The organism is Colwellia sp. BRX10-1 (assembly GCF_014077545.1).
Taxonomy (GTDB): Bacteria; Pseudomonadota; Gammaproteobacteria; order Enterobacterales; family Alteromonadaceae; genus Colwellia_A.
Map to the genome: position 1 here is coordinate 78,558 of NZ_JACGWC010000014.1, position 26,627 is coordinate 105,184.

Here is a 26,627-nt window from a genome sequence, read left to right on the forward strand (position 1 = left end):
GTAAATGTTTGTACTAAAACTATAGACCGTGCATCTGCATTATTTACTTCATCTAGTTGTTATTAATTTACCAGAGATAATTACTGTAGTTTTGGCGCAACGCGATGTTGAGTCGCTTGTTCATAACCAAAAGCAGCTTCAATCAAGATACCTTCTTGTAACTTGCCGGAAAACATTGATAAGCCAACAGGTAAGCCATGTACATAGCCCATGGGTAGCGTAATATGAGGGTAACCTGATATTGCCGCAGCAGAAGATGCAGCACCTAAATAATGGTCGCCATTAACCCAATCAATTTTCCACGCGGGCCCTGTGGTTGGGGCAATAATCATATCAAGATTGTGCTTTTCAAGTAACGCATCGATGCCTGCTTGTTGTGTTAAACGTTTCGCTTTTGCGAGTGCATCAAGATAAACTTTATCAGTAATGTCCCCTTTAGCTTGTGCCATCAAAAATATTTCTTGTCCAAAATATTTCATTTCAATATCAGCATTTATTTTATTGAATTCAATCATTTCACTGAGTGATTTTGGCATGCCTGGTGCTGTTTTTGAAAGATACTTATTGAGCTCGTCTTTAAATTCATAAAGCAGCACTTCAAATTCAGCATCGCCCCACTGATCTTTTTTTTCAAAATTAACGTCGTCTACGATCACTGCACCTTGGCTTTTAAGATCTTGTACTGCCTGACTAAAAACATTGTCTAGCCCTTGATGATAACCCATTAGATTTCGAGCAATACCGATACGCTTACCTTTAAGACCATCAAGCTTTAAATGTGAGAGGTAATCTATCGTTGAAGACATTCCATCTTGATCACTTGGGTCTGCTTTTACCATTGCCGCTAACAAAATAACCGCATCGGTTACATTTCTCGCCATAGGGCCCGCTGTATCTTGACTATGCGCAATGGGGATAATACCGTCGCGACTAACGGTGCCTAAGGTTGGTTTTATTCCAACAACCCCATTAATTGCCGCAGGACAAGTCACTGAACCATCAGTTTCAGTACCTATTGTTACCGTAGCGAAGTGAGCCGCAGCAGCAATACCAGAACCTGAACTAGAGCCACAAGGACTAGTTGTTATATCGTAAGGGTTTTTACTTTGTCCATATAAACCGCTCCAACCACTTGATGAAGCGGTTGAGCGAAAGTTTGCCCATTCACTTAGATTGGTTTTTCCTAAGATAATCGCGCCAGCTTCTTTGAGTTGTTTAACCAAAAAAGCATCATCATCTGGAAAATTATTGGCTAAAGCAGTTGAGCCTGCTGTGTTTGCCATACCATCAGTAGTATCTATATTGTCTTTAAGTAGAATAGGAATACCATGCAAGCTGCCTTTAAAGCCATTTTTAAGGAAATAAAGGTCAAGTGCTTTAGCTTGCTTGAGGGCATTTTTATTTAATTGCACCACTGAATTTAGCGTCATTCCTTTGTCATCATATGTCGCAATGCGTTTTAAATAGAATTGCACCAATTGTTCGCTGGTTAATTGTTTACTTTGCATTTGCTGATGAATGTCGTTAATGGTGGTATTTTCATTAATATCGGCACGAACATTAAAAGCCATTACCGAGCAAAAAAATAATAAAGCTAACGGTTGAAAAATTTTCATCTTAATTCCTAAAATATAACGTTGCGCATTTTATAATTTAAATTGGGGGTACTTGTCTATAGATGGCTAATAATTAAACGAAAAGAATCTTTAATTGCTGTTATTAAATCGATACAAAAACGATAAGTTGTTTAATACTTATCGTTTTATAAGGTTATTTTGTCTGAATTAAGCTTTTGAATGTTCCTGTACTTTCGTCCAAGCCAACGCTGAAATTGCGAGTGCAATAGCACTAATTTGAAACACTACACTTTTATCGGCAACTTTACTGATGAATAAACCAATCGCTAAGCTAACTAACAACTGCGGTAATACAACAGACAAGTTGAATAGGCCCATATATAGGCCCATACGAGACTGTTCAACCTTTTCAGACATAATGGCAAACGGTAAACTAATAATAGCAGACCAACCAATTCCTAATAACGCCATAAGTAAGTAAAGCACTTCTTTTACATCTCCAAACATGACGACTAATCCATAGCCAACGGCCATACTGGCGATGCAATAGGTATGGGTTTTTACTCGTCCTATTTTTTTAGCTATCGGTTCAAGCACAAATGCCGGTAATAAAGCAGACACTGCACTTAAAATGAGAAAACTCATCGCTATAACTTTGCCTAAATCATCGTCTGACAAACTTGGCATTTTGTCTTGAAGAAAAGCAATAATAAAAACAAACATCGTTTGTACGCCAATCCAACTGAAGGAATGAGCGGCTAATACTTTTCTAAAACCAATGCTGTTATCACTGCAACTCTCTTTAGCAAATAAAGTAATAACAACAAAATACAAGGTAATGATTGCCGCAATAACTTCAGCCCAGTAATGATCGGTTTTTATACCTGATATTTGTAAAGCCATCGCATAAATATCGTAAATAATGAAGCCCCACAAGGGTTTTATGTTCATCAACACCATTGTAAACGAGACTTTATCTTGAATAACATCGCGTTGACTTACTAATAATTCTTTGGGTTCGCTAATAAAAAAAGGAGCTAATATTGATAGAAAAAACACTAATCCTGCGCCTAAATAAATAAGTATAAAGTTCCCCCACGTAGCACCAACCGCATAAGCCAATACACCAAAAGAGCCTGATACCGTTTGCATCCAGGTATAACCTTTAGTGCGAGCATCACCTTCAGGGGTTACATCCGCGATAATGGCACGTGTTGGATTAAAACTAATATTTATCGATAAATCTAAGGTTAACGCAACAGCAATCGCTACGCCGAGCAATCCTGAGATGCCAAGTGATGAAGAAACAATATCAATATTGGGTAAAGCCAATAACATCATAGCGGCTAACACACCACCGATGAGGATAAACGGACGGCGACGGCCATTCCAAAACCAAACATTATCGCTAATAATACCAACTATAACTTGTCCTAAAATCCCCGCAATAGGTCCTGCGGCCCACACTAAGCCGACCTGATGAATATCAAGACCGTATTGAGTAGTTAATATCCAGCTAAGCGCTGATATCTGTACTGATAAAGCAAACCCCATCGCTGTTGCGGGTAGGCTCAATAGCATATAGAAAGATTTACTAAGGTTTTTTTGAATGGCCAACATTTTTATTATTCTCTTTTTATTATTTGCAGTCGCATTAAAGGTTATTGACTAAAATAGTCTTGTACAAACTCAAAACTATTTTTACCTATTTTCTCACCAATTAAGCGACCGGTAATATCATCGGCAGGAGGATGAATACCTCCCCAAATACGTGACAGACTACATTGATCAGAAGCATCTTGATAAGTCGCCCATTGCAGGGTCATATTGACACTTGGCCCTTGTTCAAAAACTAAAAACTCATTGGCAACCACGTCAAATTCGCTCATTCCGCCAGGGAAGTATCGTGAACCTGTCATTGCGGTCATTAATTCGGCAGCGGCTCTAGAATAAGTAGAATGCCCAGATACATAGCCGGCAAAAGGTGGGGTCACAAAAGAGGGACGCTGATAAGGCCACCAATTCTCAGCTAAAATCCAATCAACACCGGCTTTATCAGTAGCGGGGTTGTTAATGTAATCAGGGCCTTTCCAGCCATAAATTTTAATTTTTCCGACATTTTGTTTATTGTCCCCTGCTAATGCATCGTTCGCTCCAACAAGTTCGATGTAACCATCAACAAGAAGAATTCCGTTAAGGTGATAAGAAGGTAATTGCTCATCGCTACTTTGTCCTAGGTCGGCCATTGCACGAATGGCTGAAACAGGTCGAATATAATCGTAGCGCCCCTTGATCCCCCAAGCTGCGATTGCCGCGTCATGCATAGTGCCCCCCATGGCAAAATAGCTTTTTATATCCCATTCTAAATTACCTAATATTTCGCCAGTACCCGCCCAACGTTTTTCAAGTAAATTATGGTCGCTAACGGTATTTAGGATGACAAACCAGTGACCCGGCGGTGTTTCAGACTCAGGACCGTCTGCCCAGAACTCGGCGAGTACTCGGCCATAGTCACCACGAGGCACAATCTGCTCTTGGTAAGGTTGGTTAGTTACTGGGTTAAGGATATAACCGGCACTGGTATCTCCGCCGTCAAGTTGATTGTAAAACTCATTATATTGAGAAAAGGTTGTTGGAAAGCTATTAATGTTACCGATACTTTTTGGCGATATATCCCATTCGACACCGTCATTCTCATCTAAATGAGCTGACCATATCGCGACTAACGAAAAGCCCCACTTATATAAATCCGCTGTATCTGAACCTATCAACGGCGGCATCCCTGGATCATGGTAAACCTGATAGTCAAATCCATCACGGGTAAAAACAGTTTTGTCATTTGCAGATAAGGAAAATGGAACAACTTGTCCCCATTCTGGGCTTAAAAATTCAGGCATATCGTCAACAGGGTTTCCTGCTTGATCAATATATCCCTGAATAGAAAGGGGTTGCCAGCGATTTAAGTCAACAATAGTCGGGTTACCCGACTGCCCAGTTCCCAAAGCTAACGCAGGGTTAACCGATTGGTAATGGCGATTACTGTAAAACTGTTGTTCGTTAGCGCCATCTTGTAAGCCAAAATTGATATAGCATTGGGCGATAGCATTACCAAGAGCTGCAGCTGAACCATTAGCATAGTCGACAGAAGTATCATCAACATCAAAGCCTAAGCGCGTCATTAAAGCATCCGCTGTGGCAATAATATTATTGGCTCCAGGTGATAAGCGAAAACGATGTTTGATCATTTTATAACTGGCAAAACTTATCGCTTGCTCTTGAAAAGGGATAATATCGATAGGCAAATCAACGGCTTGTGCAAGACAATTAAACCCAGCAACATTATTGCCCCATAAAAAAGGTTTCACTTGCGGGCGATAAACAGACCAAGCGTCAAACATTGCTGATGAAATATGGAATAAATTTCGAGCATGTACCGTAGGGCGCGCATAGTCATTTCGTATCGCATGCAGTAAAACTTCATTCCACTGTCTTGCAACTGACTGTCCACTTCGCTCGGGTGTTATTGTTATTGGCGCAGCAACAATCACTTCATTTTTACTGCTTGAACTTGAACCACCGCAAGCCGTTAATAATAATGGGCTTAACATGAGTGGCAGGATAATGTTTTTTACTATTTTCATTTTGCTCGGCTTAATCATAAGGTCTACTTATTATTTTTATACTTATTTTGATTCTAACAATTATTGGCTAGCAACTAAATAATTAGTCAATAGCGGCTAAATACGCTCGATAGTCACAAATTTATTGACCGCTACTTGAGTGATCACTGACTCTTCGCCATCAGGCCACACCACACGTATACGGGTTATTATTGACGACTTACCTAAACCAAAGTGTGCTTCAACCGGGTTTTGTGAGACATAATTTGTCCCTGATTTTAATTCCCGCATTTGACGAATATCACCACTACTGACATATATCCTTGCCCCTAGGGCCTGAGAGTTACTGGTTGCATCAATCAATTTGATATTGATAAAGTTATTCTGACCCGTCTTACTGCCTCCATTATTACAAAACAACTTAGGTGGCTCATCATGGTTAGCAATATAAATATCTTGATCACCGTCTTTGTCATAATCAAAACATACTAAGCCTCGCCCCATCGACTTGTCATCAATACCGACATCGATGGATGACTCTTTAAAAGTACCATCGCCATTAGCAAGAAAGAGTCGAGAAGGATCGTCTAAAAACATTTTTTCAATATTTTCGCCATACATACCATTAACAACAAATAAATCTTGTAAGCCGTCGTTATTGAAATCACTAAAACAAGTCGCCCATGCCCAAGAGCTATGACGAACACCAAGCTCGTCTGTTTTATCAAGAAAAGTGCCATCGCCCTGATTCTGATAAAAGCGATTGCCTGGAGACAGCCAACCTAACTTTGCCGGTTCGTCTCGATAAGATATTGCGCTAACAAACCAGTCTAAGTCGCCATCATTGTCGTAGTCAGCCACTGCTGAGCCCATGCCAGTATTATCTGTTATCACTTCATGGTCAGTGATATCGGTAAACGTGCCATCTTTATTGTTTTTGTAAAGACGGGTTTGCGCATAATCTGTTACTAAGAGTAGGTCGACCCAACCATCGTTATTAATATCAGAGAATGTTGCGGTTAAGGTTTTATCGGCATTACTGGTATTTTTTATACCGGCTTCAAAGGTGACATCTGAAAAGGTTGAATCGCCATTATTCTGCCAAAAATAGGCAAAGTAACCGCTACGTTCTTCGGTCCAATGAGTAACAAACAAATCAAGGTCACCATCTTTATCGTAGTCAGCCCAAGTGCCTGAAAAATTATTACCCGGCAGTACCAGACCTGAACTCGCAGTAATGTCTAGGTATTGTTCATTTCCTTGATTAACATAAAGATTTGCCGCATCGCCACCGACACCACCAACAAATAAATCTAATAAGCCGTCACCATTAAAATCACCAAAAGCAGGACCACTGCCTTTATTTTTTTGAGCAACACCTGAAAAGCTAGCTCGGTCGGTAAAGGTACCATCACCTTGATTTTTTAATAAAACATTGGCTTGCCCTTCACCACCTATCGCGTATAAATCTACCCAACCATCATTGTCAAAATCACCTGCCGCCACACCACCAGACATACCTAATACGCCATCACCATCGGGCATTGAATGGCTAAAGGTAATACCCGCTTGCTGAGAAATTTCCGAAAACTGTAATGATTGCGCACTATTCTCAACGGCATGGCACTGATGACTAGCGCTGCCAATGGCAGCCCGCTCAGTAACCTTTGCAGCAATACCAACAACTTGTGGCCCAATTAAAACAGGTGTTTCAACACCTGTTTTCTCGACAGGCTTATCGTTACTCGCGCTTCCGCCACCACAACCTGATAGCGCAGTAAGTGCTAAGCTTAATAAGAAAAGAAAGGGGTAAACGTAAAGTGATGATCGCGTGTTTTTCATGTGAATACCTATCAATAACTTTATTTATTAATGAGCTTGTCATTAATAAACTGTTGATGATCAGCAAAATTTACTGAACAGCGTTGAATAAACTGGTCTATATGCGCTAAGTCATATTTATGTGCTGCATCAAGAGCCTGCTCGCCAAATTTTTCGGCAAGTTGTTTGTCTTGTGATAACTCAGGAAAAATACCGTAACCGGCAAGCATAGCATGCCAAGAAACTGGTGGGTAAAAACTCACCATACCTGGTTGAATTAGGGCTTTGTTTAAATCATCACCCGCGACCCAGCACTGTACTATTTTCTTTAAATTGTTAGATATATTGGGATTTATGCTATTTTTTCGCCAGTACTCGGTGTCGTCACGCGAACTCAAGCGATAATGAGCGACAATATAATCACGAATGCCATCAAAACGATGATTCATTTTTTCATTAAATCTATCTTGATAAATATTGCTGTACTGACCGAGAGAGAAATCATCAATAAAACCTTCAATACTCTCTTGGACAAAATGTAAAGCGGTCGCTTCAAGGGGCTCAATAAAGCCTTGCGACAAGCCAATAGCGACACAGTTTTTGTGCCAATGTTGTTTGACTCGCCCTACTTTCATTTTTAAGTGACGAACGTCAACGGCTTCATCGACCAATGAAAGTTTTTCTCGTAACTCAAGCTCTGCTTGTTCGCCAGTACAGTGCTCTGAACTATAAACATAGCCGTTTCCAGTGCGGTTAGTTAGCGGAATATCCCACGCCCAACCACATTTCATCGCAGTAGCAATAGTTTGTGAGTTAAGACCTTGCTGAGCGTTTTCATCTCTTGCTACAGAAATGGTCACAGCACTGTCATTAAATAAGTTATCTTTAAAACTGATAAAAGGTACTTTTAATGTTTTTTGTAAAAGTAGGCTGTTAAAGCCTGAGCAATCAACAAAAAAATCACCGGCAATGACCTCGCTGTTATCAAGTGTTAACGATTGAATGTCGCCAGCATCATTTACGTTTACCTCATCAACTTGCGCCAAAATATGCTTAACACCTTTTTTCTGCGCAACTTTGCCTAAAAACTTCCCCAATAAAATGGCATCAAAGTGATAGCCATAGCCAATATCGAAAGGAAAATTATATTCGCCAACCGCAGATTTTTTTTGTTTGGCTAATTGTGCAGACAAAAAGAAACGATCAGGATGACAATCGACGTTATAACCTTTACGACGATACTGAGTGTTATAGACAAAGGCAGGAGCCGTATGGGCATCGATAAGCGAAGTAAAAGGATGAAAATAACTTTCAAAACCTACTCGTGTTGACCAGCCATTGAATAATATGCCATTTTTATAGGTCGCATTGCATTGCGGCATCCATTCTTGTTCGGTGACACCGATTTTGTCAAAGAAGCTTTTTAATTGTGGTGTAGAACCTTCACCAACACCAATAACACCGAGCGAAGGAGATTCAATTAACGTTATTGAAACGAGGTGGTTTTGCCACTTTTTAGCCATTAAATTAGCGGTCATCCAACCTGCAGTACCACCACCTAAAATCACCATGTTAAGTTTTTTTGGGGAAGTGCTTTGTGCTGTTTTATCTGGGTGGGCTGAATTTATCATTAATTTTTACTGCTTAAAAAATTACCATGACTATCGACAAATAAAAAAGGTGTGGTTTCATCCACACCTTTTTAAGTTTTCATTTACATTGAATAATTAATACCAAAGTAAACTGTGCGACCAAAGTACTGAATTGTTCCGGTACGTGAAGTATCACCAAAGTAAGAAATATTCGGTTCGTCTGTTAAGTTATCAACAGAAACGACTCCTTGTAGATTCTCAGTAAAGTTATACGACATTTGTGCAGAAATAATCGTTTCTTCTTGGAAGTACGCTGATTGTGAATCACCAATCGCAATTTGACGACTCAAGTATTCTGCGCGATGACGAGCACTAACACGCGCGGTGAACAAATCTTCGTAATCATAAAAAAGTGTTGCACTAAATACGCGTGGTGATAAACCTTCGATTGGACCTGGCTGACCATCTTCACCCGGTACATTTGACGGACGTTCGATTTCACTTTCTGTGTAAGAAAAATTGATGTTAGCGCCTAAGCCTTTCCACATATCAGGTAAAAAGGTAAAAGTTTGCGTATATCCGATTTCAATACCACGAATATAACCTGCCTCTGCGTTATTAGCGGCGTGTGAATAAGTGCCATTTTCCCAAACGAGTGGTTCGCCAATGGGCTCCCCTGTTTCGCTATCGTACTCAGCATGCGTCTTGTCATCAGGGATTGCTGGTACAGCAATACCATTAGCCTGATAATCAAAATTCTTATCTGTGGTTGTACCTGGCATGTTTTCAATGTCTTTGTTCCAAATAGCAAAAACAAACGCGCCATCGGTTTCAGAGAAATAATGCTCATAAGAAATATCGATTTGATCTGCATAAAACGGACGTATTGACGGGCTAGTTGAACTGTCTAAATCAATATAGTTTCGACCGTCATCCGCTGAATTAAATCTAAAGTTACCGCTGTTAGCCATTGATGGCATATCTGGACGTGACATAACTTTTGAGTAAGCAAAACGTAATTGGTCGTCTTCAGATAATTGAATATTCAAATTTAAAGATGGTAATAAATCATTATAACTTTCGCTGACTGTTTCACGGCGGAATTCGTCGCTTGTACCGCCAACATCATCATAAATTACATCACCATTACCCGCTCCCACATTGACTAAACCTGTGCTGCTTTGTTTAGAGCCAACATAGCGAAGACCTACATTGCCGCTTAACGGTAAACCAAACAGTTCAGCGTTTAGGTTTAATTGCACGTAAGCTGCGGTAACTTCTTCTTCAACAATATTATTTTGAGTCATTGTCCAGCTATGATTCCAGTCACGTACTGGCGTACGATCAACATTTGGGATCCAAGCATTTAAAATATCGTTGTTGTTAACCGCTAAGAAACTCGGCATACCCGGTAAGTCACCGTTAATACTCGTTACTGTCGAGTTATCATTGGATAATGGAAATGGAGCAAAACGTTCTGTTTCTATCGGGTTACCTTCTTCATCGGTACCTGCATAAGTGATGTATTGACCATTACGCATATTTGCGTCGGTAGTACCATATAAGAAACGACCACGGCCGAGTTCGTATTCACGTTCCGATAAACGGGCACCAAATTCAACTGAACTAAAGATGTCACTTTCAAGTTGGTAAGCGAAATCAACTCGTACAGCATTTGATTCATTTGACTCGATACTTGGATATGACTCTGCACTGGTAACCATCATGTGGTCGGTATCGGTAAAGTCTTGGTTAAAGGCTAAATCAGGGTTTTCTAAGCCATTAAGTTTATAGCTAAAGATGATGTCGTTATCAATAATAGGAGTTGCTGCGCTAGAGTCTTTAAAATAAGCCATACGCATAACTTGATCTTTGCTGGTCTCTTTACCTTGAGAATGGGCAAAATCAACGGTCATTAATAAATCATCATTAATTTCCCATTCACCCTTTAAACCAAATGAGCTTAATTCACTGTTCGTCGTATTATCATCGGCTTGTGTTTGAATATTTAAGCTACGATCAGACCCTTTATAAGGTGGCGCAATGGCATCACCATTAGGATTACGAGAGATGGTACCACCGATAAGTGCGCCGTTAGCAATAAGCGGATCGGTTAAGAGTAAAGACTGTCCTGGGCTGGCAATGTTATTTATGCCTGATATACGTAAACCACGATCCCATTTTTCTGAGTCAAACTTTGAATGAAAACCATCAAATTGGAAACGTAAATCATCACGAGGTTCCCAATTTAACGCCAAAACAAAAGCATCACGACTATCTTCACCACCACGTTCATTAACTTCAAAGCCAGATGAAACTAATAGACTTTCTGGACCGCCATCATATGTTTCTGATAAATCTCGGTCGTCAAATTGATAGTTTACGAAACGGCTCGACACAGTAGGCTGAAACATACCGGCGTAACCCAATGAAAGACCAAGCGTGTCATCTAAGAATTTGGCTTGATAAGAAGCGGTTAAGCGGCGACCAAAGTCAGCAGAATCTTCATTGCCAGCAGCGGCATCATTCCAATTTCCGTGAGCTGAAAAACGAAAGCTAGTTTCTTTTTCATTATCTAGCGCATTAGCGGTTTCTAGTTCAATAGTACCGGCAATACCGCCTTCTATAAGCGACGCTTTTTGTGATTTATACACTTGCGCTTGCTTAATTAATTCTGAAGGAAATTGATCAAACTGAACTGAGCGTCCACCTGCTGTTGAAACTTGTTCGCGACCATTTAATGTTGAAAATACAAAGCCACCTGATAAACCACGGATATTCAGCTCGCTTGATTGGCCATCGATTCGTACAGAGGTAACACCTGGCAAGCGTGTTAAAGAATCGGCTATAGATACATCGGGTAAACCACCAATGTCGTCAGCTGATATCGCATCAACGACAGTGTCTGAAAAACGTTTAGTGTTTAAAGACTTAATAATACTGCCTCTAAAACCTCTAACTTCAATAACTTCTACTGCATTTTCTTTTTCTTCTAATGTTTTTGGTTTGTTAACGTTAACAGTTTGCGCTTTTACTTCTTCTTGAGCATCTTGAGCAAAACTGGGAACACTAGCAAATGATAAACCCGCAGCTATTAAGCTGAGTGTTAATATATTTGGCTTGAATTTGTTCATTGTTTCATATTCCTAATAATATGTATTATCGAGAAGCCCCTACTTACACTTGCACTATGGTTGATAACGCACAGCGAGTTGGAGTCAATTATTTTTATGAGATATTCCCTATCTATTTATGTTTCAAGATTTACGGTGACAACTTCATAGTAATCATTTTTTGCACAGTTACAACCGATTACCCATCAGCGAACTTTAGTAATAAGATGGTTCTAGAAAGCAAGTAAACTCGTTATTTCCTTTTATTACATAACCTTAAAAAATTAAAGTAAGAATAAAAGCAGATTACTGTAGGTCTTTGAATACGTATTCATAACATCAGCATTAGGTTTTATAGTCAACGCGGCATAACATCGTTCCCCAGTGAAAGGATGATGAAATTAGATTCAACATAACCTGAAGCTACTTTTTAATGGATGATTAAGACCGTTTTTTGATTACGTGACAGTAACAATATAAAGCAATAACAATTATTAAAATAAAAACAACGTACTAAGTTTGCTATATAAATAACGGCTTAGCACCTTATCAACATTTAAGTGGAGATGTCATTTATGACTGGTTATATGAAACAATTATCGTTTGCTACGTTAGCCGTATTGGTTAGTGTATTAGCAGGCTGTGGAGGAAGTGATGAAAGTAATGCTGTTACTGAATCCCCTCTTTGGTGTAAGTCACCAGAAACAATTAACGAAACAGGTAATGCATGTGAATTAGTAATTACCCCCTGTAATTACCCTGAAGTTGCCAACCCTGACACTCAACTTTGTGAAATGAGCAAAGAGGCATGGATTGATGGCTCTAACGGTATCACTATGCCCGTACCAGCTTACACACCAGCGGCAAACGAATTAGTTATTTACTTTCAATTTGAAACACCAACTGATGGCAGCGCGATAGATTATAACCTTGCCGGTTTACACGCTTGGAATAACGCTGACTGTAACTCCTATGCAGATTTTGATCGTCCTGAAGGAACCACACCTTGGGGCTCTTCATTAGCATGGACAGGTATTGATGATAATTTTGGCGCCTATTGGGTAATGAATACTATCGATCCACCTAATTGTATTAACTTTATTGTTTACGATGCTATTGGTTCAGTTAAATTTTCAGGTGAAGATGATATTCTTGTTGATATAAGCACAGTTAATACCGGTGAATTATTCTTACTAGAAAAAGAAACCACTATCTTTCCGTTCCCAAGAACGTTTGCCTCTTTAGTTGTTCCTGGTGGCTCAACACCGGCACCTTTAGAGTGTGAAGCGCCACTTATAGCTAATGAAGCGGGTGACGAGTGTGTAACCGACCCAGATGCAGTGCCAACTATTGTTGATGGCGCAGCTGAACTTTATTTACGCGGCCTCATTGACTGGGAAACCACAGACGACAGCAATAAATTTGTTTACTCTGAAGGTGTCTACACGATGGCACTAGCCGTTACGGGCTCAGCGACAGCTTATAATTTCAAAGTTGCTGATGCAGATTGGAATGTTATCAATGCCTTTGGCGCAAGTGAAGGTGATGAAACAGTCGTTCTTGGCGAAAGTAAAACATTGATTGCCAGTGAAGAGCTAGGTAAAAACATTAGCCTTACCATTCCTAACAACGGTAACTACCAGTTCATTTTAGATATTTCAGATACTGAAGCACCAACGTTAACCGTTATTGAAGTTGCTTATGACAAAGTACTTTATGTTAAAGGCGACATGAACGAATGGGCTAATGCCCTTCCTATGGTATATAAGGGTGAAAATATCTACACCTCTTTACATCCATTAGAAATGCAAGATTATGCCTTTAAAGTGGCTGATGCTAATTGGACTGATGCGACTAATTTCGGTATTGCTACCGAAGGTGCCGTTGTGCCACTTGATACCGCCACCACATTAGTTTTTGGTGAAGATGTTGCTCAAAACATTAATTTCACTGCCGCTGCAGCGGGTACTTATCGATTTATACTTGATGCCACCAATAAAGGTGCCCCAATATTAACGATTGAGAATGCAGTACCTTATTCAGGTCGCACTTTGTATTTAAAAGGTGACATGAACGATTGGTCAACAACACCTAACTTTGACTTTGCACTTACCGACACCACTTACGTGGTAAATGCATTGATTGATAACACTAAAAAGTATGGCTTTAAAATAGCGTCAGATGGCTGGGAAAACGATTCTACTATGGGTGCTTTTGCTGGCGAAGGTGATGTTGTTATCGGTGAAGAAAAATTATTAACCTTACCGGGTGAAGATAATATTGCCATTGAAGTGACTGAAAATAAAATATTAACCTTCACTTTAGATGCGACTGATTTCACCGCGCCTAAATTAACAGTAACCGAAGCGCCTGCCCCTTACCAAGAACGTACTATGTACCTTAAAGGCGACATGAATGGATGGGCTACCGAAGAGGCTTATATACTAACTTATGCTGCAGGTATTTATACAATAGAAACGTTATTACCCGTTCGTAGCTATAATTTTAAAATTGCCTCTGCTGATTGGGAAGAAGACTCTACGGTTGGCGGTGTTGTTGATGATAATATCTTAACCGCAGGTGAAGCAAAAACCTTAACATTACCCGGTGCTGATATTACTTTTGATGTAACTAAAGAAGCGACTTATGTCTTTACATTGAACGCAATTAACCCATCAAGACCTATGTTAACGATTACTGAGAAAACCAACTAATCAAATAAATTTACTATTGATGTAGTAAATGCATCTCATTGTAAAAACCGTGATTTATCACGGTTTTTTTATGCCTATAATTCCCTTATCAATCGTCAACAAAACGTGGCTAAACAGTAAATAAAAGGTCATTAATCTGTCTTGAATACGTATGTAATGGCTATTCATTAACCAGTCTACTCTTTAGTATGAAGGAATAATTAAAAATAATATTTATCTAGCGTAGCTCAAATGTGCAACAGATAAATATTGCATAAACCTAAGAGTGATAAGATGACAATAATTCAATTTAAAAAGGTTGCCCTTATAGCAACGGTTACCACCGCATTAAGTGCTTGTGGCGGTGGAGGCAGTGATGGTGGTGATAAAGTTAATATACCTGACAAGGTGAACAATGCGCCAACTATGACGAATTTCAGCCATGAAATTATTGAGTCATCACCTAAGGAAATCGTTTATTCATGGTCTGTTACCGATAGTGACGGCGATGCATTATCTTGTCAATTATCTCCAGGCAATGGCTTAACAACAGTGACCATCGCTGATTGTGCAAACAATACTTCAACAACCGTGACCTCATCAGGCGCAGGAAACTATCAGGCAAGCTTGACTGTTACCGACCCGAGTAATGCTAGTGCTACTGCTAGCCTGACCTTTGATATTGCTACAGCGGGATTACCAGCGCCAATAGTTACTGCAGGTGATAACGAATTAGTCATTTTCTATAACCGTGCGGACGCAACTTACAGCGATTGGATCATACATTTATGGAACAACGAGACTTGTGACGCTTATGCCAACGCCGATACTGACTGGGCAACGGGGCAAGCACAAACAGGGCTAGATCCAAATTACGGCGCTTACTGGCTTATCGATTTAAAAGCAGGTTATGGCGATTGTGCTAACTTTATTGTTCATAAAGGTGATGATAAAGACTTAGGTGGCATCGACCATCAAGCTGATTTAAGCGGCGATCGCATGACTTGGACACTATCAGGTATCAGTGATGTATATACCCAGGCGACCTTACTTCCAACAGGCATATTAATTAACGATGTTGCTGCGCACTGGGCCAATGAAAATACCGTTTTTTGGAACGCCGGTACCAACGTAGCTAAAGTACGCATTTATAGTTCAGCCACTGACGACTTAGCTTTTGATGGTGAAAACGGTATTTCTGGAGATAACTACCTTGAGTACCTACCCGCAGCTGGTGGCGAACACCCTGCGATTTCACTTAATATGCCTCGCTATAAAGATTTAGCAGCATTTACCGCAACATCAGCATCGGTAAGTAAAGCCAAATCAATGCTTAGCGGTAAATTATTGGCAATTTCATATGCGAGTGACGATTCACTTATCGCCGCAACTTACCTACAAACACCCCGTATCTTAGACGCTTTATATACCTCAGCAAATAACGATGCTAACGAAGCAGATTTAGGTATTATTTACAGTGCTAGCGAGATAAGCGCTAAACTTTGGGCACCGACAGCACAGCAAGTTACCCTTAAGGTGTACAACGCAAGTAAAGCTTTACAGTCAAGCCATGCGATGTCCCTTGACGCAGCAACAGGTATTTGGTCATTTACCGCGCCAAACACAGTAGACCGCTTATTTTATCGCTATGAGTTAACTGTTTATCATCAACAAAATCAGCGTATTGAAACAATTGAAGCCACAGACCCTTACTCGGTTTCTTTATCAACCAATGGCGATTTTTCTCAGTTTGTTAATTTAGCTGATAGTGATTTAAAACCCATCGGATGGGACAGTCACACCGTTCCTGAAGTTGTTAACCCTGAAGACAGTGTTATATATGAAGGCCACATACGTGACTTTAGTATTTTAGACGCCAGCACCCGTGTAGAAAACCGAGGTAACTACCTTGCCTTTACCGAAGAAACCTCTGTACCCGTAACACATTTAAAATCTCTTGCTGACGCAGGCTTAACACACTTTCAACTATTACCCGCCAACGATATTGCCAGCATAAATGAAGATGCCGTTAATCGTATTAACCTTGATAATACCGTCAGCGAATTATGTGCTAAGAAAAGTGACGCGCCTGTTTGTGGTGTTGAAAATGCTAGTGATACATTAGCCGAGGTATTCGCCAGTTACGACCCGACCAGCACAGCTGCACAAGCGCTTGCCGAATCATTGCGAGGCTTAGACAGCTTTAATTGGGGTTATGATCCTGAACACTTCACAACGCCCGATGGTAGTTATTCATCAAATCCTGACGGTGTCGCTCGCATAACTGAAATGCGTGCGATGAACCAAGCTTTGCACGAAATGGGCTTACGTGTTGTTTTAGATGTTGTTTACAACCACACTAACTCTTCGGGTTTATGGGAAAACTCAGTGCTTGATAAAGTAGTACCCGGTTACTATCACCGCCGTGATTTAACCTCAGGTAATGTTGAAACAGCAACTTGTTGCCAAGATACCGCGCCTGAACATGAAATGATGCATAAACTCATGCAAGACTCATTACTTACTTGGTCACAAGCCTATAAGTTTGATGGCTTTCGTTTTGACATCATGAGTAATAATTCAAAAGCATCGATTTTAAGTGCTCGCACCGCTGTACAAGCAATAGACACCGACAACTATTTCTACGGTGAAGGTTGGACGCGTGATGATAAAGGCTATCAACAAGCGGATCAAAATAATATGACGGGTTCGCAAATCGGTACGTTTAACGATCGACCTCGCGACATTATTCGCAGTGCCTCTTTATTTAAAAGTACTGGTAGTTTAAATGACCAAGACATTATTCGCTTAGGACTTGCTGGTACCCAAAAAGATTATCAACTACAAGATAAGAATGACAACATCAAAGCGGGTAGTACATTTAGTAAACCTTCTTACGGAAAAGACCCTGCCGACATCATTAACTATGTCTCAAAACATGATAATGAAACCTTATGGGATCAACTGCAATATGGCATTGAAACCGAAGTTAGTCTTAATGATCGCGTGCGCATACAAAATATTGCTGGGACTTTGCCGTTAATCAGTCAAGGTATTCCGTTTTTCCAACTGGGTGGTGATTTACTGCGCTCAAAATCAATGGACCGAAACACTTATGATGCCGGTGACTGGTTCAATAGAGTTGATTTCACTATGAGTACCAATAACTGGAATGTCGGCTTGCCACTTGCGCAAGACAATGAAAGTAAATGGTCGTTGATGACAGCACTGATCAATAATAGCGAAACAGCGCCACAAGCCAGTGATATTGAATTCTCATCAAATATATTTAAAGAGTTTTTGAGTATTCGCGCCTCAAGCCCTTTGTTTAGGTTAACCACGCAAGCTGATATTAGTGCACGTTTAGGTTTTCATAATACCGGTAGCGAACAGACTCAGGGCTTAATTGTGATGAGTATTGATGATGGTAACGGTCTAACTGACCTTGATGAGAATATTGATGCACTTGTTGTGGTGATAAACGGCACTGCATCCGCGCAATCACAAAGTATTTTAACTGCGACCGGCTTTGAGTTGCACAGCGTACAACAAAGCTCTGCCGATACTAATGTTCAAACAGCATCATTTGTTGAGGCTTCAGGAAAAGGCACCTTCACTGTACCTGCGTTAACTACTGCAGTCTTTGTAAAACCACAAGCAATGGCACAAGGCGTTGGTTTAGCAGCTGATGCGACCTTAAATGCGCCTGACCCCGCACCTTATGGCGAGACAAGTATTTACCTACGTGGGTCAATGAATAATTGGGGTGACGACGGTTTAACAGCAATCGATATGTTTACTTATCAAGGGAACGGCGACTATGTGATTGATTTCACCTTGGCGGTTGGCACGCATATTTTTAAAGTGGGTTCTGATGATTGGGCGGCTGTAAACCTCGCCTTTAGTGATGTCACCTTCACTGATAACTCAATAACAGCATCGGCCGATAACAGTGGTAATATAGAAATAACCACCACGACTGCTGGTAATTATAACTTTAGCTTAAATGCCAGCACATCGACGCCAAGCTTAACGATTGTGACCAAAAACACCACAGTAGATTGTGCTGCTTTAGTTGATTCAAGCGACGACATTCCTTTTGATATTAATGGTAGTGGCCAACTCTTTGTTCGTGGCGATCATTCAGCGTGGAATGCCACTGAAGAGTTTCGATTACATTACAAAGGCAATAACCAGTATCAAGCCGTAGCTGAATTTGACGGGGCAATGCAATTTAAACTGGCTTCAGATGACGGCAGTTGGACCACACAATTGTGGGTACAAGAAAACGATAGTAACGATATTGAAGGGGAGAATTTAGCCTTAGGTATCAATTACCCTGTTGCTTATAATAACGCTGGCGACGCCAATAACAATACGACACTGGCGGCAGGCTCATACAGCTTTTTACTAACACTCTACAGCGCAAACCCAAGTAAAGGCTATAATGTTGGCCGTTTAGCGATACAAGAATGTCAGCCATAGTCATCAGGTAAGTTAATCGAACAGCTTAAGTACTTAAGCTGGGCTAACACTATAGAAAGCGCTGAGGATGAATATTCTTGGCGCTTTTTTATGGGGAAATAACTTGTCAGCAGATTGGCTGAATACGTATGTAAAAATTAGAATAAACTGTTTATATTGCTGATAAATGCGTAACTTATTAACATCATTAATTTACTTTGTTATTTATCCTTATGCGTATTTCTTTAGCTCGTTTTCGACAATTAAGCCTAATCATTATCACAACGACATGTCTAAGCTCATGTCAGCATGATCAAAGTATACCAACAAGAACCCAGCTTACAGAAACGAGCGTAAAGTCAGCAGCAGTTTCTCCTTTAGTAAGCCAAGACTTTTCTGCACATTGGCTGACCCCAGAACTGCTTTTATTACCTGAAGATAATTTACATCAACAACATACGTTAACTTTTGATGATGGCGGACATATTGAAAAAGCCACACTTACGCCCTTCACAGGAGAAATAAATCGTCTGCTTATCCCCAAACATTTACGTTCATTTAATGTATTTGAGGTAAAGCTGGCTACTAATAAGATTAAAAAAGCACTGAAAAATAAAATATATGTCAGTTCTGCAAGCAAGGGCACAAATTCAAAACACACAGCACAGGTACAAACAGCTCAATTATTGGATGTTTTGTTTACCTCACAAAGTAACGACGCTAATGAGCTAAATAATTTAGGGGCCACTCTCAGTAAAGATTCTATTGAGTTTGCACTGTGGGCACCGACCGCAAAACAGGTAACCTTATTAGCGTTTAATAAAGACAAGCAAGCGACGCATGTTGTGCCACTTAAAGAAGATAGCAATACCGGTATTTGGTCTGGTGCAGTTATTAATACTCAACAAGAAGTCTACTACCAGTATCAGCTGACAATATATCACCCGGCTAGCGATAAAATTGAAATATTAACCACTACAGATCCCTATTCCTTAAGCCTTTCAACAAACAGTGAATATTCACATGTTATCAATTTAGACGACTCAAAAAACAAACCTAATGGCTGGGAATTACAGCAAGATGTTATAATTAAGAACCCTGAAGATAATATTTTTTATGAAACCCACATTCGTGATTTTAGTGCCCACGATCCGCAACTATCATCACCTGCTGTTCGTGGAAAGTACGCCGCTTTCAGCGAAAAAAATAGCGCTGGCATTAAACACTTTAAGGATCTACAAAAAGCAGGTATTAACAATATTCATCTACTGCCCACCTTTGATATTGGTACCGCTAACGAAAATGACACACAAGTTATTGATCTAAATAATCCTATTAGCAAACTTTGCCAACTCGTGCCCGAACATAAGCTTTGTCGGCTCGAAGACCAAGAAATGACGATAGAAGAATATTTAAAAACACTTCCCTCTGCAACACAAGAGCGCCAAGCGATAGTCAGTTCTCTTAGAGAAATTGATAATTACAATTGGGGCTACGATCCTTTCCATTATACTGTTCCAGAGGGCAGTTACGCACAAAACCCTGAAGGCTCAGCACGTATTATTGAATTTCGTCAAATGGTGCAAAGTATTCATAATCTAGGCTTTCGCGTCATCATGGATGTCGTTTATAACCATACTCATCAAGCAGGGCTAGCGCCAACTGCTGTGCTTGATAAAATTGTCCCTAATTATTATCATCGTCTTGACCCTATCAGCGGAAAAATCGCACAATCAACCTGTTGTGATAACACTGCCACAGAAAATGTCATGATGGAAAAGTTAATGACAGACTCATTAGTTGTTTGGGCAAGAGACTACAAAATTGACGGCTTTCGCTTCGACCTTATGGCACACCAACCCAAATCGGCGATGCTTAAAGCCAAAAAAGCAGTACAAGCGGTTGATAAAGATACCTACTTTTATGGCGAAGGTTGGAATTTTGGTGAGGTGGCGAATAATCAGCGTTTTACGCAAGCTAGCCAATTAGCATTGGCTGGCACAGAAATCGGTACCTTTACCGACCGTTTACGCGATGCAGTTCGCGGTGGAGCCTTTAGCGCCAGTGGCGATGATATTCGTAAAAGCCAAGGTATCGGCAGTGGTTTAAGCACTATGCCTAATGAATTAGTGGATCGAGTCGCATCAAGAAAAGCTTATCTACTCGCCGCAGATCAATTACGTATTGGTTTAGCCGCTAATTTAGCTAACTTCCCTCTTAAAAATGCTCAAGATAAACACGTTACCGGTAAAGAAATTCCTTATGGTGACCAACCAACCGGTTATGCATTAGACCCTGCCGATACCATTAACTATGTATCTAAGCACGATAACCAAACATTATGGGACAATAATCAATACCGCTTACCTTTTAATACCTCAACAAAAGATCGCGTACGTATTCACTTACAATCACTGTCCTTTGCTATTTTCGCACAGGGCATTCCATTCTTACATATGGGATCAGAGTTTTTACGTTCAAAGTCATTTTTACGCGACAGTTACGACTATGGTGATTGGTTTAATAAAGTCGATTTTACCAAGCAAAACAATAATTATAATGTCGGTTTACCGCCAGCAGATAAGGACCAAGCAAACTGGCCACTGATTAAAAAAGTACTGGCAAAAAATGAAGGGCGAGATATTGTTGGCCCAACTGACATAGAGTTTAGTGCAGAAGTGTTTAAAGAGTTCATTAGTCTGCGCATGAGTACCCCCCTTTTTCGTCTTACCAACAGTGAGCAAATAATAAAGCGTGTGAAATTTCACAATACCGGTAAAGAACAACAAATTGGCTTAATTGTGATGAGCATCGATGATGCCGAAAAATATCAGCAAGTAGATGCTGACATATCAGCGCTCGTTGTTATTTTTAATACCAGCACTACCGCTAAAACAATCCCTTTTAAAGAGGCAGCACAATATCAATTGCATCCTATTCAACAACAGGGCGTTGATAGTGTTGTTAAAGAGAGTACCAGCAATGAAAACAGCTTTTTTGTTCCAGCACTAACCACCAGTGTTTTTATCAAAGAGCAATAGTGCGCTATCGTTAGCGGCTAGTAATGATTTTATTTACTTAATCATAAAGTAAAGTCTTGCTAGCCCTACTTCTCCCCATAAACAGAAGTCCCGCCTAGAGCAACCCTCTCAGTGTATATCAACAATAAACTTTAAATGTAGTGAGCCTTGAGTCAAAATTTAAATATGATCTAATAAATGTGGCTACTGTTGAAGCAAGTGTGGCTACTCCAATCTTAGCCAATGAATGCGATGAGATGACTTTAGAAGAAGTAAAAATTGAAATTATCAACTTGGATGTTTATCGGTTTATCTATTTTATTTTTTGTGCGGTTTAGCCCTTATAACTTGTCGCACTATCTGCTCGTTATACTCATCGTAAAAAACACGTCGACTTAATAACAATTTATTTACGATAAGTTTTCTTTTGAACAGATGGTGAACACAAGGAAATAATATTTTTTACTGCAACCTAAAACAGTATTTTAGCGGTATTTTGATGAATAAAACTACCGCCTCATATATTGATCTATCGCGTCAAATAAACTGTATAATATGCTATTATTAAATATTAACTACTCATTAAATACTATATGACTATGGCCAGAAAAAATCTTCGTATCCGTGAAAAAACAATCTTTGACGGTATTTTTAGTAAATACATTTTAAAATTCGTTTTTAGTTTTTGGTTTAAAATTTCGGGCTGGAAATTATGCACAGCCACTCCCGAAGGTGCTGGTATTACTATTGCAGCACCGCACACATCGAATTGGGATTTTGTTTATGCGCTTGGCGCTGCGATATTGCAAGATGTGAAAATATATTTTTCTATTAAAGACAGCATGTGCCGCATACCTCTTTTAGGTCGTTGGTTGATGTACCTTGGCGCTATGCCTATTGATCGTTCATCTACAGGCTTAGGGCAAGTTGAACAAATCAAGCAATTTATTGAAACACAAAAAGGTAAACGAGTATTTTTCTTATTTACTCCAGAAGGTACAAGAGCTGGAGTAGCAAAATGGAAAACAGGCTTTTACCATGTTGCTCAAGGATGTGGATTACCTATTTTTTTAGCCAAAGTCGATTACCTCAGTAAAGAAACAGGTGTTTTTCACATCTTTAAACTGACCAATAATAAAGACGATGATATTCAAGCGATGCAAGCCTCTTATAAAAGTGTTTATGGAAAATATCCCACCAAACAATTTCCCCCTTACCAAGGACCCATGCCAAGCATAGGTGATAAAGAAGCGGCAATTATTCGTGCACTTTACGCCATTAACTCTATTAAAGGTGTTGCGACTAAAATGGAAATAAGTGCAAAAGCAAAAATGGGTGAACTGTCGAATACAATGTTCGATTTTTTAATTGATAACGGGCTTGTTGAACAAGGATTTTTAGAAAGAGCTGAAATTACCTACCGGTTAACTCTAGCGGGCAAAGGCTGTTATTTACATTTGTATTCGCAAGATGACTCACTTGTTATACCTAACGGATAAACGATGACTACGAAGAGTGCTTATTACCAACCATCTAAAAATTAATGCCTGTCGTTATTAAGTCTTATTAGTTACGTTAATTTGGTTTAGTAACACGTTGAAGGCTTGATAACGCCTTCAACGCCAATAACTTTGAACATAAAAGACTTTTCGCTAATATTTTACTATCTAGATAAAGGATAATAAATAAACATGACACTAACCGCTATTATTCCTTCATTTCGCCTACCTTTCTTAATATTAGCCCCTATTTGTGTTTTTCTGGGTGCTAGTATTAGTTATATGGAACAAAGTGCGGTTGATTATGCCGTATTAGCCATTGCCTTTTTAGGGGCGATCTCTGCGCACATTGCGGTTAATACCATTAATGAATATCAAGACTACGTCAGCGGATTAGATCTGAAAACAATTAGAACCCCCTTTAGCGGTGGTAGCGGTTTATTATCTCAGCATCCAGAGTTACTTCCTGGGGTAAAAAGAGCCGCGATTGTCACAACCCTTTTAACCTTTCTGATTGGTGTTTATTTCGTCACCCTTTATGGCGTAGCAGTAATTGCCTTAGTGCCAATGGGATTACTTGGATTAGCCATTATTATTAGTTACACAAAGTGGATTAATAAATGGCCCATTATCTGTTTAGTTGCCCCTGGTCTTTGTTTTGGTTTACTGATGGTGGCAGGTACCCAAGTTATTTTATCTGGCCATTTTTCAACAACACCTTGGCTAATAGGTTTGATCCCTTTTTTTCTTATTAACAACTTATTACTTTTAAACCAATATCCTGATATTGATGCTGATAAAAGTATTGGTCGAAATCATTTTCCTATTGCCTTTGGCATAAAAGCAAGCAATAGCATTTTTTTCATCTTTTCGGTGTGCTCTACGTTATTACTTGGCTTTTTTATTAGCCAAAAGCTATTACCAACACTAAGTGCAATGGCGTTTATTCCACTGGCATTGGCCTTTGTCGCTTTATATGGAGCAATAAAATTTAAAGAAAATATTGGCCAACACCCTATATACCTTGCTTACAATGTTAGTTGTGCATTACTGACACCATTAACGATAGCAATCACCATTTTCCTTAACTAATTGTAGAAGTTGAATAACGTTGGAAACTGAAATTATTACGTTTAAGCACCGAATATACCTTTCAAAAAATTTAATCAAACGCTGAAATAGCTAACTTCTAAAATATAACTCTAAGGGCAGCAGTTGCCACAAAAGAGCTTTCCTAACACCCTAAGTCAGTACCAAAACTGTCTTATCTGATACGGCAGCGGACGTTCCCCACAGATAAAAAGACGCATTGTTTGACTATAAATATTACCAATTAATCGAATAACCTGACTGGCAAAATGCCACCATTGCCGGCGTCACTATGTTACATTGGGATAACTGTATTTGTGCCGCAGCATTAAATAAAGATTAAAACGAGTGTTTGAATTTATGGATCAAGCTTGTTATAAGTAAACAACAAAAAACTAATGATCTTTATAAAATGAAATTGCACCAAATTGAAGGCTATATTCAATCTATTTACTTAGTAGAATATTCTGAAAAATTATTGTTACTCGATGGTTGCTGCCGTGCAGATGTCGAAACCATTCAGACTTTTATAACAGAAGAATTACAACGTCCATTTTCGGACCTTAAACTCATAGTCGTCACACATATGCATCCAGATCATGCTGGAGCAGCTCATGTATTGAGAAAAAAAACTGGTTGTAAAATTGCCATTGCTAATGTTTCTGGGCATTGGTACACAGGTGTAGACGGATTATTAATGCACTTGACCGATATGGCATTAACTCGCTGGGTTGCGAAACGTAAAAATAAACCAGCAAAAAACCTTTGGTACTCCTCCAAATTAAAGCCCGACATAAAAATAAATGATGGCGAGGTTTTACCCGGCTTTGCTGAATGGCAAGTCATTTATACTCAAGGGCATACCGACAGAGATATCTCTTTGCTACACCAACCAAGTCAACTTATTTATGTAGCTGATCTAATGGTGGAAGTAAAAGGACGATTTATTCCGCCTTTTCCCGTTTTTTATCCCAATCGCTATAAAAGCTCACTGACTAAATTACATAATCTTCAACCTAAATCCATTTTGCTTGCTCATGGCGGTGAGGTTCAACTTAGCGATGATGACTACCAACACCTCTTGTCCAAAGCTCCAGATTTACCTTTAACACATTGGCGCTCAATTAAAACTAAACTGCGAAAAATATTTACATAGCTTTATAAGGTATTATTTAGTCACACAGAAATATCCCCAATTAAGCCACCCATAATAACCTGTTTGTTTTTTCAATATCCCCCATTAAGCCACCCATAATAAACCGTTCAATTTTCCAACAATAAACTACACTTAGTTTACCCTCTTATAAGTGTGGTAATTATTATGCCCAAGCCTCGTTCACAACAAATTAGTTTATCTGATACACCGTATTATCATATTTGCAGTCAAACCGTTCGAAAAGCCTTTTTATGTGGTGTTGATAAAGAAACCGGTGTCAGTTACGAGCACAGGCGTCATTGGATTGAACAGCGTATTTTTACATTATCTCAAGTCTTTGCTATTGATATTTGTGCTCACGCTGTCATGAATAATCACTTACATTTAGTCCTTCATGTTGATAGTGAAAAAGCTAACAACTGGACGACGCTCGAGGTACTGTTCCGTTGGCATAAGTTGTTTAAAGGCACCCTGTTGACCCGTCAATATCAACAAGAGCAATCATTAACGACATTCGAAATGGAAATGGTTGAAGAAACAGCACAGGTCTATAAACAGCGCTTAATCGATATCAGTTGGTATATGCGGGCATTAAACGAGCCTATTGCTCGACAAGCCAATAAAGAAGATGAATGTACTGGGCACTTTTGGGAAGGACGCTTTAAATCTCAAGCCCTGCTCGATGAAGGGGCATTACTTGCTTGTATGGCTTATGTAGATTTAAATCCAGTGCGTGCGGGCATTGCCCCAACACCTGAGCAATCGAGTTTTACCAGTATTCAACTGCGTATCAAAGCAGCCATTATCAGAGAGCAACCCTCAACGTTATTACCTTTTACGGGCCATGAACAGCAAGAGAAAACCTCAGGTATCCGCTTTAGCTTGAAGGACTATTTAACCCTTGTAGATGAAACAGGTCGCGTAATAAGAGCAGACAAACGAGGCGCTATCGATAACAAAACCGCAAATATACTGTCAAGACT

General features: G+C 39.6%; 13 protein-coding genes. 7 read left to right on the forward strand and 6 right to left on the reverse strand.

Annotated elements, in window-relative coordinates:
• Positions 1-80: 80 nt before the first annotated feature.
• The 6 genes from H4J75_RS12665 to H4J75_RS12690 form a co-directional block, all read right to left on the reverse strand.
• Positions 81-1,616 (reverse strand): amidase, encoded by a 1,536-nt coding sequence (locus H4J75_RS12665; RefSeq protein WP_220465310.1) that lies wholly within the window; start codon positions 1,614-1,616, stop codon positions 81-83.
• Positions 1,617-1,784: 168 nt separating this feature from the next.
• Positions 1,785-3,197, reverse strand: coding sequence for an MFS transporter (locus tag H4J75_RS12670; RefSeq protein WP_182214106.1), 1,413 nt, complete (start codon positions 3,195-3,197; stop codon positions 1,785-1,787).
• Between the two features lie 41 nt (positions 3,198-3,238).
• On the reverse strand, positions 3,239-5,218 hold the full coding sequence (locus H4J75_RS12675) for a vanadium-dependent haloperoxidase (RefSeq protein WP_182222335.1): 1,980 nt from the start codon (positions 5,216-5,218) through the stop codon (positions 3,239-3,241).
• Between the two features lie 96 nt (positions 5,219-5,314).
• Complete coding sequence (locus H4J75_RS12680) at positions 5,315-7,039, reverse strand: CRTAC1 family protein (RefSeq protein ID WP_182222336.1); 1,725 nt, start codon at positions 7,037-7,039, stop codon at positions 5,315-5,317.
• A gap of 20 nt (positions 7,040-7,059) precedes the next feature.
• Positions 7,060-8,649 carry a tryptophan halogenase family protein gene (locus H4J75_RS12685; RefSeq protein ID WP_259366422.1) on the reverse strand — a complete coding sequence of 530 codons (1,590 nt, stop codon included), beginning with the start codon at positions 8,647-8,649 and terminating at the stop codon, positions 7,060-7,062.
• A gap of 83 nt (positions 8,650-8,732) precedes the next feature.
• Positions 8,733-11,744 (reverse strand): TonB-dependent receptor, encoded by a 3,012-nt coding sequence (locus H4J75_RS12690; protein ID WP_182222337.1) that lies wholly within the window; start codon positions 11,742-11,744, stop codon positions 8,733-8,735.
• A 554-nt stretch (positions 11,745-12,298) separates the two neighbouring features.
• On the opposite strand from H4J75_RS12690, the gene H4J75_RS12695 reads away from it, so the two are divergent.
• The 7 genes from H4J75_RS12695 to H4J75_RS12725 form a co-directional block, all read left to right on the forward strand.
• Positions 12,299-14,437 (forward strand): pullulanase-associated domain-containing protein, encoded by a 2,139-nt coding sequence (locus H4J75_RS12695; protein ID WP_182222338.1) that lies wholly within the window; start codon positions 12,299-12,301, stop codon positions 14,435-14,437.
• A 273-nt stretch (positions 14,438-14,710) separates the two neighbouring features.
• The gene (locus tag H4J75_RS12700) at positions 14,711-18,901 is read left to right on the forward strand and encodes an alpha-1,6-glucosidase domain-containing protein (RefSeq protein WP_182222339.1); all 4,191 of its coding nucleotides are present in this window, start codon (positions 14,711-14,713) and stop codon (positions 18,899-18,901) included.
• A 212-nt stretch (positions 18,902-19,113) separates the two neighbouring features.
• Positions 19,114-21,921: a pullulanase-type alpha-1,6-glucosidase gene (pulA, locus tag H4J75_RS12705; RefSeq protein ID WP_182222340.1), complete on the forward strand. Its 2,808-nt coding sequence runs from the start codon at positions 19,114-19,116 to the stop codon at positions 21,919-21,921.
• A 578-nt stretch (positions 21,922-22,499) separates the two neighbouring features.
• Positions 22,500-23,399: a 1-acyl-sn-glycerol-3-phosphate acyltransferase gene (locus H4J75_RS12710; RefSeq protein ID WP_182222341.1), complete on the forward strand. Its 900-nt coding sequence runs from the start codon at positions 22,500-22,502 to the stop codon at positions 23,397-23,399.
• A gap of 192 nt (positions 23,400-23,591) precedes the next feature.
• Positions 23,592-24,491, forward strand: coding sequence for a prenyltransferase (locus H4J75_RS12715; protein WP_182222342.1), 900 nt, complete (start codon positions 23,592-23,594; stop codon positions 24,489-24,491).
• 409 nt (positions 24,492-24,900) lie between these two features.
• Positions 24,901-25,644: an MBL fold metallo-hydrolase gene (locus H4J75_RS12720; protein WP_182222343.1), complete on the forward strand. Its 744-nt coding sequence runs from the start codon at positions 24,901-24,903 to the stop codon at positions 25,642-25,644.
• Positions 25,645-25,809: 165 nt separating this feature from the next.
• The coding region (locus tag H4J75_RS12725; RefSeq protein ID WP_182222344.1) for a transposase at positions 25,810-26,627 on the forward strand (818 nt) is incomplete at its 3' end.